The organism is Mucilaginibacter puniceus, from assembly GCF_054783175.1.
Window position 1 is genome coordinate 94,340 of the sequence record NZ_BAAGRB010000003.1, and the last position, 13,318, is coordinate 107,657.

8 protein-coding genes are annotated in these 13,318 nt (G+C 39.2%); 1 reads left to right on the forward strand and 7 read right to left on the reverse strand.

What is annotated here, in order from left to right; genetic code table 11:
* Positions 1-71 precede the first annotated feature (71 nt).
* The 3 genes from ACYVJ6_RS14090 to nagB all read right to left on the reverse strand — a co-directional run bounded on the left by ACYVJ6_RS14090 (position 72) and on the right by nagB (position 6,138).
* Positions 72-2,918, reverse strand: a complete 2,847-nt coding sequence (locus ACYVJ6_RS14090; protein WP_460694731.1) for a M16 family metallopeptidase — start codon at positions 2,916-2,918, stop codon at positions 72-74.
* A gap of 72 nt (positions 2,919-2,990) precedes the next feature.
* On the reverse strand, positions 2,991-4,091 hold the full coding sequence (locus ACYVJ6_RS14095; RefSeq protein WP_460694732.1) for an acyltransferase family protein: 1,101 nt from the start codon (positions 4,089-4,091) through the stop codon (positions 2,991-2,993).
* 130 nt (positions 4,092-4,221) lie between these two features.
* On the reverse strand, positions 4,222-6,138 hold the full coding sequence (gene nagB / locus ACYVJ6_RS14100) for a glucosamine-6-phosphate deaminase (RefSeq protein ID WP_460694733.1): 1,917 nt from the start codon (positions 6,136-6,138) through the stop codon (positions 4,222-4,224).
* Between the two features lie 86 nt (positions 6,139-6,224).
* Here nagB and ACYVJ6_RS14105 point away from each other — a divergent pair, with 86 nt between their 5' ends.
* The gene (locus ACYVJ6_RS14105; protein ID WP_460694734.1) at positions 6,225-7,412 is read left to right on the forward strand and encodes an anhydro-N-acetylmuramic acid kinase; all 1,188 of its coding nucleotides are present in this window, start codon (positions 6,225-6,227) and stop codon (positions 7,410-7,412) included.
* Here the strand turns inward: ACYVJ6_RS14105 and ACYVJ6_RS14110 are convergent.
* The 4 genes from ACYVJ6_RS14110 to ACYVJ6_RS14125 all read right to left on the reverse strand — a co-directional run bounded on the left by ACYVJ6_RS14110 (position 7,396) and on the right by ACYVJ6_RS14125 (position 13,279).
* Entirely contained in the window at positions 7,396-11,139 is a 3,744-nt protein-coding gene (locus ACYVJ6_RS14110; RefSeq protein WP_460694735.1) for a sensor histidine kinase, read from the reverse strand. The genes ACYVJ6_RS14105 and ACYVJ6_RS14110 overlap by 17 nt on opposite strands.
* Positions 11,140-11,207: 68 nt before the next feature.
* A complete protein-coding gene (gene fabD / locus ACYVJ6_RS14115) occupies positions 11,208-12,092 on the reverse strand; it encodes an ACP S-malonyltransferase (protein WP_460694736.1) in 885 nt (294 codons plus the stop codon).
* Positions 12,093-12,213: 121 nt separating this feature from the next.
* Complete coding sequence (gene folE / locus ACYVJ6_RS14120) at positions 12,214-12,852, reverse strand: GTP cyclohydrolase I FolE (protein ID WP_460694737.1); 639 nt, start codon at positions 12,850-12,852, stop codon at positions 12,214-12,216.
* A gap of 10 nt (positions 12,853-12,862) precedes the next feature.
* On the reverse strand, positions 12,863-13,279 hold the full coding sequence (locus ACYVJ6_RS14125; RefSeq protein ID WP_460694860.1) for a 6-pyruvoyl trahydropterin synthase family protein: 417 nt from the start codon (positions 13,277-13,279) through the stop codon (positions 12,863-12,865).
* Positions 13,280-13,318 lie beyond the last annotated feature (39 nt).

The window sequence follows — 13,318 nt, forward strand, 5'->3', positions numbered from 1 at the left end:
TTTAGTTAGCTAATATAGCAAAGCAGCCCGTTCATTATATGAACGGGCTGCTTTAAATGATGTGCAAAATTCTATTGCTTCTCCGGCAATAATATTAGTTTGATCAAATTGGTATCGTTAAAATATTTATTGGCTGCCTCTTTGGTGCTTTGCGCAGTTACTTTCGACAGGTTTTGAACATGACTTATCAACCTGGCAGGGTCTTCCTGATTTTGAGACGTTGTATTTAAATATCCTGCCCAAAAAATATTTTGCCTGAAACTGGTTTTAGTTTGTTGCGCTTCCTTCAAAGTAAAATTCTTTATCTCTTTATCGTCAGCACCATTAGTTTTTAATTTGTTGATCTCCTCAAAAGTCATATTTATTAGCTTGTCAACATTAGTGGGTATAGCATCAAAGTATACCGTAATTTCATAACGGCCCTCGGGTATTTTTGCATAGTTTATGCTGGCTCCGGGCGCAAATGCTCCTTCTTCTTCAGTTAAACGGGTACCCAGTTTCATGTTTATCGCTTCCTCTAAGGCATCCATTTGCAAATTATTATCTTCATTATAAATGTAGTTGCCGCTGTAGGTTAACTGCACAGATGCTTTTTCATTGGTGCCCTTTGATATAGTTTTGGAAATCTTACCGGGTTGCGGGTATATTTTCCAATTTTTATAGGTCTCATTTTTATTAGTTGACGGTAATGAGCCCAGGTAAGTTTCCAAATAAGGAATAATAGCCTTAACATCAAACGAGCCTACAAACGCAAACGTAAATCCGCTTGCGTCAGCAAACCTGTCTTTGTAAAACTGGTATGCTTTATCTAAACTGGCTGCATCTAAATCGGTTATGGTAAAGTTCCTTGCACGTGGATTATAATTAGTTAAAATTGCCGATGCCGTATCCTGGTAGGCACTTAACGGATCAATTGCCCTTTTCATCACTGCTGTCTTTTGCTGCTTCATTTCTTCCTGCCAGGTAGCAGCATCCTTACGGGGTTGTGTAAAGTATAAATACAACAATTGCATGGCTAATTCAAAATCTTCAGTGGTTGCGCTACCGGATATTCCCTGGGTAAGTTCGCTTATATATGGATAGACTTTTGCATTTTTACCGTTAAGCCTTTTATCCAACTGGGTCTGGGTAATATTACCAACCCCGCTAACTGGTATTATCTGCTCAGCATATTTAGCCGATACCAAGTCTGCGTCTGATGCTAATGATGTGCCACCAAAACTATAGCCGCTTATTAGTATTTGGTTATTGGCAAAATCAGTAGGTTTCAATATAACTTTTACCCCGTTTGATAAGGTTAGTCTCGTTATAATAATTGAACTATCCTGTTCGGTTTTTACCACCTTACCGGCCTCGGGTAGTTTGTCCAGTAAAGGCTCATCCTTTTCATCAACATATGCCGTAATATTTTTACCGGCATCATTTATCCAGGCCAATAGAGTAGCTTCATTAGGCATGTTGTTTTTTTCAGCTTCGGCACCCTGAACAAGAATTACCCTGTTTGGCAAAGACAAATATTTGTTGGCGATACCATTAATGTCTGCAACACTAATTTTAGTAATGTTGTTAGTATAAAAGTTATACTCATAATCCACCCCTGGTATAGGTTCGCCATATAAATAGTTTTGTATATATTGTGATACATACCCTACTGAGAGGGTTCTGTCCTTATTTTGGTAAGCATTACTAAACCCTATCAGGGCATTTTGTTTGGCGCGCTCCAGTTCAGTTACCGTAAAACCAAACTTTTTTGCACGCTCAGTTTCGGCTATTATAGCTTTTACCGCTTCTTCAAACTCCCCGGACCTGCCTGCCGCAATTGTAGTAAACGCGTTTTGCTTACCAATAAAGGGTGTGTATGATGCCTGCCCACTTGTTAATGGCGAATTGCGCTGTTTGACCAATTCATCTATACGGGCGCCAAGCATTTGATTAAACAAATTGACGCGTACGCCTTGCATATAATCTGCTACAGTTTTTACCTGTGCAGGCGGTTGCAAAGCAACAATTTGCATTTGCTGGTAAACAACATCTTTATCAGTAATAAAATTCACGGTTGTTCCGGTGGGGGGAGCAACTGTATATTCAACAGCGGGTTTTAACGGTACCGGGTTGGTTAATGATGAGAAATTGTCTTTTATCAGCTTCTCTACATTTTTTGCATCAAAATCGCCTACTATAATTATACCCTGTAAATTGGGGCGGTACCAATCTTTATAAAAGGCTTTTATAGCAGCTGCATCAAGTTTTTTAATGGCAGCCTCTGTACCTTCGGGCTGGCGCAAAGCATACCTGGAGTTTTTAAGCAATATGGGTATTGATTGGTTTTGCAAACGCTGCTGCGCATTGTTGCCATTAACCTCTGCAATGGCTATAGCTCGTTCCTTCTCTATATCCGCCGCGTCAAAATTAATGTTGCCTGCCCAGTTAGCTAAAATTTTAAATCCCTTTTCAAAAACATCTATGGTATCTGTCGGCAGTGTTAATTGATAGGTTGATTGGTCAAATGATGAAGATGCACTTATTTCGGGCCCATAAGCTCCGCCACGTGCTTTTAAATAATTTTCTAATTCGGCTTTAGGAAAATCGCGGGTGCCATTAAAAGCCATATGCTGAATAACGTGGGCCGCTCCCTGCTGGGCATCGCTTTCCAATAGCGAGCCGGCTTTATTTACTAAAAATAACGAAGCACGCGACTTAGGGAAAGCATTGCTGCGGATATAATAGGTTAGGCCATTGGGTAATTTTCCAATAATAACTTCAGGGTCAATAGGTAATGCAGCCGGTTTAGCCGGAGCAATTGCTACAGTTGGTTTAGATTTTGGTGAAGGTGCAGGTTTCTTTTTTACCTGTGCAAAACTTGTAGCAGATATTAATAAGGCAATAATGCCTGTAAGAGCAATTTTGTTAAAATTCATGTTTAAATTTAAAATTGTGCTAAGATGCAAAAACGAAAGGAGCAGTTAAATATTATTTACTTATTTAACATATCATACTTTTATAATGATCTTCCGAAGATACAATATCCACATTATTAAACAAATGAGCAAAACCAAAGCAAAGCCACTTATAACGGATGCATTAAAAGGTGAAAAATATGGCGCATATAGTAATTGGTAAATGCCTTGTCCATCTATTTTTATCTTATTGATAATATAATGCGGGATGTAATTCGACAGTATATAGGCGAACAACGCATTCCTACCAAAGGCCACAAACGGCGTAGCGTATTTTTTATATCCCTGTACATCTATCAGCCAATAACAAATAGCCAGGCCTGTTATAGCCCAACCACCGGTATATAACACGTATGAACTGGTCCACAAGGCTTTATTTATAGGGAAGAACAGGTCCCATATCAATCCTGCAACTATAGCCAACATCCCGTACGTTAGCATCCAGCTTACTTTAACTGCATCATCCCTATCCTCACGCTTTAGCCAGCTGCCTATGCGTATACCTATCAATCCGGTGGCAATAGCAGGTATAGTACCCAACAAGCCTTCCGGGTCCCAGGTATGCGATTCGCTCCAAAGGTGATTGGTGGTAAATACCGTTCTGTCAAGCCAGGCGCCAAAATTTGTTTCCGGCTCTAAACTCGCTACACCGGTATCCGGCACCGGCACAAAATTTAATAAAACGTAATAGCCAACCAGTATGACAACCAGCAGCCAGTCGCGTGTTTTTTGCGAAGATTTTAAATACAAAACAGTACAAATGAAATATACCAAACCTATACGCTGCAATACTCCAGGGAAACGCAAATGCGCCAATCCCGGATGAAAAAGCAATTGTGTTATCAGGCTTATAGTTATCAAAATAACCGAGCGGCGCAAAGCAGACCAAATCATTTTAGAATGATTTACTTTATTCTCCGCCTTGGTTTCCATCGCGTAAACGATAGATACACCGACAATAAACAGGAAAAAAGGGAATATCAGATCAGTGGGTGTACAACCATTCCACGCCGAGTGCTCTAACGGCGCATAAATATGGCCCCAATCGCCGGGATTGTTAACGAGAATCATGGCTGCTACCGTGATTCCTCTAAAAACGTCCAGTGATAAAAGTCTTGGTTTTTGGTTTTGCATGAGATTTATCCCTCACGTTATGGCGAGCGTAGCGCGGCAATCTCTACATAGGACAAGTGCACGGTTTTGATTGTCTGGCTTAGAGATTGCTTCGTTCCTCGCAATGACGCTTTATTATTTTTTAAATATACTAAAAGTAGTATCGCTTAAACGCTTCCATAGCCGCATATTCAGAAAGTCCCAACTTATCATATTTCCCGGCAGTTTCACGGTTACGCTCCTCTGCCCTTATCCAAAATTCACGGGCATCTTCACCCGGAAAAACAGGCTTATCCTTTTGCGATTGATGCTTAAATATCGCATCCCGCTTGCGTAATACTTCTGCAGGAGATAGTGGTACAGCCATTTCAATATCGTAAATTTCAAACTCCTGCCATGCCCCACGGTACATCCATAGCCAGCAGTCATTTACCCAGCTTTCGCTTTTAAGGCGATTTAATGCCTGTAAAATAATATTAAAACAAACGATATGTGTCCCATGCGGATCGGCAAAATCGCCGGCGGCATATATTTGGTGCGGCTTTATTTTTTGCAGCAGATCGACGGTCATTTGTATATCTATATCGGTAACCGAGTTTTTTTTAACCTTACCTGTTTCATAAAACGGTAAGGCCATAAAATGAATTTGCTCATCCTTTAACCCGGCATAACGTGCCGCTGATATCGCTTCTGATTTCCGTATAAAACCTTTTACATCCCGCACTTCTGGCGTATCAATCTGGTTAGGCTGCTTGGTGGCAAAAAAAGTGCGCATTTCATCGTGTATGGCCTGTAGTTTGGTTACGTCATTCCCCATGTTTTTATTAAAGTCGATAGCAAATTCGGCATAACGTAATACATCGTCATCCCAAACCGCTGTATTGCCCGATGTTTGATAAGCCACGTGTACATCGTGTCCCTGGTCAACCAAACGGATAAACGTACCACCCATGGATATCACATCATCATCCGGATGCGGCGAAAATATAATACAACGCTTTTTAGCAGGCAAGGCACGCTCGGGCCGCTGACTATCGTCGGCGTCGGGCTTGCCGCCTGGCCAACCGGTTATAGTATGCTGCAACTGGTTAAAAATATCTATGTTTATCTGATATACCGGACCTTGCTCAACTGCCAGTTGAGCCATGCCATTGTTATTATAATCTTCCTCTATCAGCTTTAATATTGGCTTATTAACCTTGTTTGAAAGCCATATCACGGCTTTCTTTTTTAATTCATTATCCCAAATACAATCCTTTACCAACCACGGTGTATCAAAGCGTGTTAGTTCAGATGCGGCATCTTCATCCAGCACAAATTCAACATTGTCTGATAATTGCAGGTAAGTTGCCGGCACTTCGCCGGAAATTTCACCTTCAACCGCTTTTTTTATGATAGGCGCTTTCTTTTTGTTCCACGCCATCAGTATAATTTGACGGGCCTTAAATATAGTGCCAATACCCATGGTGATGGCTTTTGTGGGTACGTTTTCTTTACCCCCAAAATCGCGCGAAGCATCGGCCCGGGTAAGGTCATCTAAAGTAACCAGCCGCGTACCCGAGTTTGGTGCGGAGCCCGGTTCATTAAAACCAATATGCCCGGTACGGCCTATGCCTAATATTTGTAAATCAAGGCCGCCTAATTGTTCTATTTGCTTTTCATAGTTTAAACAAAAAGCAGGTATATCTTCCTGTTTTAATGTACCGTCGGGAATATGGATATTAGCCCGGTCAATATCAATATAATCAAACAGGTTTTGGTTCATAAAGGTAACGTAGCTTTGCACCGCGTTTGGCTGCATGGGATAATACTCGTCCAGGTTAAAGGTGATCACATTTTTAAAGCTCAACCCTTCTTCGCGATGCAGCCTTACCAATTCATTATATACACCAATTGGGGTTACACCTGTTGCCAGGCCTAATACTGTCTTTTCTCCTTTGGTATCTTTATCGCTTATAAGCGCGGCAATTCTGTTTGCTACTGTAATTGATGCAGCATTGGCATTAGGATATACCTTAACAGGTAATTTTTCGTATCGGGTTTCTTCCAATAAATTTAATCGGGCCATAATTATGTGGGCTTTAAACAAAAATATCGGGATATAATTTAACTTTTGCGCATCGGCTTACAAATAAGTAATTTAAACCCGTGTTAATGTTAAACCAAAATCTGCAAAAATTAGTATCTATAGCCCAAAAACCAGTTAAGCTGGGTATTGGTTTAATGTCGGGCACGTCGTTAGATGGACTGGACATTGCTTTATGCGAGTTTACCGGCAATGGTTTACAAACATCGTTTAAACTGCTGCACTATATTACCATACCTTACAATAATGGTTTTAAAGATGAGGTAAGATCAATTTTCTCCAAACGGTCGGTTGATCTGGAAAAAGTTTGTTTGCTGAATGATTACATAGGTACTTTTCATGGCGAACTGATATTAACGGCGCTGGCTGATTGGAACATCGACCCAACAACTATTGATTTTATAGCCAGCCACGGGCAAACCATTTACCACGCGCCTAAAAGATTGCACCAACAACAGAACTACTCAAATGCCACCCTACAAATTGGGGACGGTGATCATTTAGCGGTAAAAACAGGGGTATTAACCATTAGCGATTTTAGGCAAAAACATATTGCCGCCGGCGGCGAGGGCGCTCCACTAGCCTTATATGGCGATGTGTTGTTGGGCAGCAAACCCGGCCAGAACAGGATATTGCTAAATATTGGCGGCATATCTAATTTAACTTATCTGCCTGCGGATAGCAATATGGACCATATTTTATGCACCGATATTGGCCCCGGCAACACCCTGGTTGATGCCGCTTGTAAAAAATATTTTGATCAGCCTTATGATGAAGATGCAAAGATAGCGCTGGCCGGAAATGTAAATGAGGCATTGTTAAATGAGTTGCTGAAACACTCATTTTTTACGGAGGCTGCCCCCAAAACTACCGGACCGGAGTTGTTTAATTTAACTTATGTAGCGCAAGCACAACAGGCATCAAACACTACTGGTATATCCCCAAACGACCTGGTAAAAACACTGACTGCTTTATCGGCAACGGCAATATCAAATTTTATTAAAGCCAATTTCCTGATCAATGATATACACTTGTTTGTTAGCGGCGGCGGTGCCAGTAACCCTTTATTAATGAATTTGATCAAACAAGCCCTACCACAAATTAAAGTAGCAGATACCTCTGCTTTAGGCATAAATCCGGACGCTAAGGAGGCTATACTATTTGCTTTATTGGGGAATGAAGCATTAGCGGGCGAGCCGATTACAATAGGCCATAATCCGGCAGTTTTAATGGGTAAGTTTAGCTTTCCCGGTTAGCAGCAGGCAGACTAAGGTAAAAGGTAGTCCCCACCCCAGTAACGGTTTCAAACCATACTTTACCGCCTGCATTTTCAATAGAGTTTTTAACAAAAGCCAGCCCTAACCCTGTACCCGAGCTTTTGGTCGTAAAATTAGGCTCAAAAATTTTCTCGCGCGTTTTTTCAGGTATCCCGTTACCATTGTCTTTAATAGTCAGTAAAATATTTTTATCAGTAATAGTATGGGTAATCTCAATAATGCCTGCCCTATCCTCCGGCGTGGCTTCAATAGCATTTTTCAATAAATTATTAAAACAACGTAATAGCTGGTCCTTATCGGCAAAAATATAAAATGGTTCGGCAGCAGGATGGTAGATTATTTTAAGATTATCCATTTGTTTAAAAATGGTTACCGCCTGGTTTAACATGTCAAATATATTAATGCGCTCCAATCGCGTATCGGGCATTTTAGCAAAGGCCGAAAACTCGGATGCTATTGATGATAAGCTCTCTATCTGTTCAACGAATGATTTACTAAACCGCTCAAATTTTTGATCAAACTTAGGGTCTTTATCTTTCCATGATTTATCCAGTAATTGTAACCCTAATTTTAATGGGGTTAATGGATTTTTAATCTCATGGGCAACCTGTTTAGCCATTTCGCGCCAGGCGCTTTCCCTTTCAGATTGGGCTAGTTTACCAGCACTTTCCTCTAAAGCAGCTATCATGTTATTATATTCCTTTACCAATGCGCCTATCTCATCATCACGCTCCCATTTAATGGGCTCATTTTTTTTACCGTAAATTATCTTGCTAAGGCTTGCCTGTATAAAATTTAACGGATAGGTAATTTGACGTGCGATAAATACAGCAAATAAGGCAATCGCTATAAAAACCAACGCATATATGTTAAACATTATATTTAGGAGTGAACCAATTCGATCTTGGTAGTCAGCCTGGTTAGAAAAATAAGGAAGCTGCAAATAAGCAATAACATCACCCCTGGTATTTTTTAGAGGCGAATATGCAGCCTTATAATTTAATCCTGCTATTTTTTCATCGTTCACAAATTCAGACCGCTGCATGCGGTTAAGATTTACAAATGCCCGCGCATTCATTCTTCGTATTAATAAATCCGACTCGTAAATTTTAGGTTGTGTGGTAATTAATAATACGCCGTTGCGGTTAAACAAACTTAAATCAGTACTGTATGAATCAGCCAAAGCCTCAAAATCTATCTGGTCCTGTTCTGTGATTTTCCCGGTAAATTTGTCAATAAGTCCATCCTCAAATGATCCTGCAATGCGGTTTATCTTATCGCGTATAGCTTTATCCTGTTGATTTTGATATTGGGTACTAATAGATATGTACGTTATAATTGCTACCATGATCAATGTAATTACTACGGCAAATACCATTGAAAACTGGATGCGCGTTTTATACAGTACCTTGTCAAAATTTATCCTGAAATTCCATTTTATACGGTTGTCGGTAACGCTTAATACCTTGATACGTATCCATGACCATCTTATTAAAATAACAATTACACTAAATACCAGCATTACCACAAAAAAGAAAGTTAACGATGCAATATCATACAGCACCGCGTTTTCCTGCCTGCTTAAAACGATAAGGTTCCTATCGCTGGTTTTATACACCAGGTGGCTGTACCGGGCAAATGGCCGGTACCACTGTGGGTTACTGATGTCTGTAGTTGTAAACACATATTTTCCGGTGGTTCCTTTAAAATCAGTATTTATTAAATTATATACAAAATTGCCATGCTGTGCCATTAGCTTATTATCGCTGTAAAAAGCATAGGAATAATCTTTAAAAACATCTTCCTGTTGACCATTACCATCAATCAGCAAATCGGGAAATGCATCAGCTATTTGGATTGATCTTGACTGTAAATCAACTACAATTACACCAAGGCTTTGCTCCTTATCAGCTATTGGTAATATGGCGAAATAGTTTTGTGAGCCAAATGTTGAGTTTTCACGATAAAAGTTGTCAGACACTTTAAATGAACTAAAAAGAACCATGTCTTTAAAATCATTCAACCTAATGTCTTTATCTTTTGATATGGTTTGGTCGTTACTATCAAACACATGCACTTTAAAATCATACTTTGATAAATAATCATCAAAATAGAGTTTCTGCAGCCAGTTTTTAAGAAAAATTATATTAAAATTTTTACCCTTAAATGAGTTAATAACATCTTTGTCGTCAATAATTTTTTTCTCTATTTTTTTAAATAGTTCTTCCGCTTTAGGGTCATCTTCCTTTTTAAGTCGATTTGCAAGTTGTATTCTTGAATCCTGCTCCTTTATCGATTCAAAATGATTAAGCATTACAGATGATATGAAGGCGTATAACAAGATGATTACGGCAAACATACCCGAACTAAGACTACGGTTATTGTAGCGGTAAGAATAGCCTCGTATTAAAACAATAATAGCCCAAAAGCAATAAACCAGCGTAAACTCCCAATAATACGCGTAAATTATAGTTGTTAAAAAAACAATGGTTATAAAAATTGCTAATTGGTGGTTTAAGGGTATAGTAAGGCGTTTGGAAATTGTAAGGACGGTTTCGGTAAACAAAAAGAATATTAAAAAGCTAAAGCATAACAATAAAATACCAACAACACTAAAACCCGAAAGATTAAGCACATTGTTTACATCAAAATTAATTTGGGAATTATAAACTAAATTGAAAAAAGTTCGCAATAAGGCTGTTAATGATGCTAATAATATGCTTACACACACTATATACAAAACATAACTACCTGTTTTGCCCGGCGGCACTTTTATTAAACGATTACGCTGTTTAAACAAAAACGTAGCAAACCACGATAGCAATGATATGTTAATACAAAAATCGCCCAGGGTAGCATTAATGTATTTTGATCCATATATCTGCGGTTTAAATATTTCCAGTTGCTGTAAAAGATCTGGCCAATGATAGTACCTGTTTACAAAGCGCAGGGCAATAATAAATAATGCTACAAATAATACCGACGAAAGCACATAGCCTTTACGTGAAATATATCCCGCAATATTATGTACTAATAAGCATAAGGCTATAAAGGCTAATACCCAAAAAGTAAGCTCAAAATAAAAAAAGCGATGGTTAATTTCATTGGGGTTTACTTTTACCGAAAACAGGTATTTATGGTTTACATCATGTATTTGGTATACCCTGTTATCTGTAAAGTCTGCTATCTCAATACTTTTATCATTAAATAAATCAGGTATAAAAGTATTTTGCAGATATTGGTTTTGATACGAGAAACTGTTTTTTACCAATATGAAAAATAAGATAGAAAATGGACCCTCTGTTTTTTTTATAACTTCATAATAACCATTATTTGTTTTATAAAAGGATGAGCCATTTTTTATGGCATCAATATTAGGTGGCATTAACTTAATGCCACTCCAAAAAATCAAATTTTTATTATTAAAAGCTAAAACCCAAATGCTATTATTAGTAGTCATTTCCCTCATAAAATCAAGGGCATACCCGTTGTCAGTTGAAAGGGTCTGTAATTTTTTTAAATCGGCAGGTGTACCTATCTTACTATTAACCAGAACCTCCTTTTTATGTAGGTTGTCTTCTAATAATTTAGCCGATTGATTGAGGCTGTTTTGAGGCGTATACGTTTCACGGGCAATAATTGCCGTTAACAACAGCATAGTTGTTAACAGGGCAAGCATCCAACGTATTTTTCCCGAGTAAGTCAATTTGGCTATAGATAGATTAGTGTACCTCTAAAATAAAAAAAAGCCGCTTTAGTTTGCGGCTTTTAAAATTATTGTTGCAATGCAGCACTTGAAGTGGGTATGGCGCGATCAACTTTTTTAACCAACCCTTGTAGAACAGCCCCTGGCCCCACCTCGGTAAACGAGGTTGCACCATCCTGTAGCATGTGTGTAACTGTTTGCGTCCATTTAACCGGCCCGGTAAGCTGGGCAATTAAATTATGCTTAATTTCTTCGGGTTTAATGTATGGTTTGGCATCAATATTTTGATAAATAGGGCAAACCGGCGATTTGATCTCAGTATGTACAATGGCATGTTCCAACTCCACCCTGGCTGTTTCCATCAGCGGGGAATGGAAGGCGCCGCCTACATTTAATTTTATGGCGCGTTTGGCACCGGCTTCAGTCATCATTTCGCAAGCCTTATCAATACCTGCTATGGTACCTGATATAACCAACTGGCCCGGGCAGTTATAATTAGCCGGCACAACAATTTCGCTGGTACGCTGGCAAATGTCCTCTACCGTAAAATCATCCAGACCCAAAATAGCCGCCATGGTTGATGGCTGTATCTCGCAGGCTTTTTGCATGGCATTGGCACGTGCAGCAACCAAACGTAAACCATCCTCAAATGACAATGCACCGGCAGCTACCAAAGCAGAAAATTCGCCTAACGAGTGGCCTGCTACCATTTCGGGAGCAAAATCATCCATCACTTTAGCCAGTATAACCGAATGTAAAAATATGGCCGGTTGGGTAACGTTAGTTTGTTTCAGGTCCTCGTCGGTACCGTTAAACATAATATCAGTAATACGGAAACCCAATATATCATTGGCTTGCTCAAACAGTTCACGGGCTTTGTCTGACTGATCATAAAGATCTTTACCCATGCCAACAAACTGGGCACCTTGCCCCGGAAAAATATATGCTTTCAAAATAGTGATTAGTTAATTGGTGATTAGAGATTAGTTGTTTATATGGTATATTAATGATAAATAACAATTAGGTTAAAGATTTGTGTTAGCGTACTAATCACTAATCTCCAACCTCTGATCACTAACTTAATTTCTGTGAAATTAAGTTCAAAAACTCCGCCCTGGTTTTTTCCTGCAAAAACCCGCCGGTAAATGCCGATGTTGTGGTAACAGAATTTTGTTTTTGCACACCACGCATACACATGCATAGGTGGCGGCACTCAATAACTACACCTACACCTATTGGTTGCAACGTTTCCTGTATACAATCGCGTATCTCATTGGTTAAACGCTCCTGTACCTGTAGCCGACGTGCATAAGCATCAACAACACGGGGTATTTTGCTCAAACCTACTACATAGCCGTTAGGTATATAGGCAATATGTGCCTTACCAAAAAATGGAAGCATATGGTGCTCGCACATTGAATATACTTCTATATCCTTAACCACCACCATTTGGCTATACTCTTCTTTAAAAAGGGCCGAGTTTAATATTTCTTTAGCATCCAGATCATAACCATGGGTAAGGTATAACAAGGCTTTGGCTATGCGTTCGGGGGTTTTTAATAACCCTTCGCGTTCCGGATTCTCGCCTATTTGCTTTAAAACTTCCTTGTAGTGGGCAGAAAGGCTGGTGATCAGATCAGGGTTATAACGGTCAATTTTTTCGTAGCCGTTTATATCATCATCCCTGTCAGGGATATTGTTTTTATCAATCATGGGTTATCGGTTAATCACCAAAATACTCTGCCGAGTTATTTTCGGTTTCATATAATTTTACCGAGTGCAAAAACACGCCGGGGTAAGCTTCAATAGGTGCTTTTAACTGGTTAAAAATGCCAATACAAAGCAATTCGGTTGATGCCATCATGCCTTTCATAAAATCAACATCAAGGTTAATATTTTTATGGTCAAGCTTCTCTATAACATGCTCGTTAATGATCACTTTAAGCTCTTTCAAATCTATTAAGTAACCCGTAGCATGAGTAATCTCTCCTTTTACGGTTACAAAAAGATTATAGTTGTGGCCATGCCAGTTAGGGTTGGCGCATTTGCCAAACATTTCGGCATTTTTCTCTGCGCTCCATTCATCACGGTACATTTTATGGGCTGCATTAAAATGTTCTTTGCGCGTTACGTATATCATCATAATATTTAGTGGTGCAAATATACAAACAAATATAAA

What these genes read in the sequence shown, in the direction of transcription:
- nagB (WP_460694733.1), bottom strand. Translation starts at nt 6,138, where the DNA reads ATGGCCCGATTAAATTTATTGGAAGAAACCCGATACGAAAAATTACCT.
- ACYVJ6_RS14105 (WP_460694734.1), top strand. Translation starts at nt 6,225, where the DNA reads ATGTTAAACCAAAATCTGCAAAAATTAGTATCTATAGCCCAAAAACCA.
- ACYVJ6_RS14090 (WP_460694731.1), bottom strand. Translation starts at nt 2,918, where the DNA reads ATGAATTTTAACAAAATTGCTCTTACAGGCATTATTGCCTTATTAATA.
- folE (WP_460694737.1), bottom strand. Translation starts at nt 12,852, where the DNA reads ATGATTGATAAAAACAATATCCCTGACAGGGATGATGATATAAACGGC.
- ACYVJ6_RS14095 (WP_460694732.1), bottom strand. Translation starts at nt 4,091, where the DNA reads ATGCAAAACCAAAAACCAAGACTTTTATCACTGGACGTTTTTAGAGGA.
- ACYVJ6_RS14125 (WP_460694860.1), bottom strand. Translation starts at nt 13,279, where the DNA reads ATGATATACGTAACGCGCAAAGAACATTTTAATGCAGCCCATAAAATG.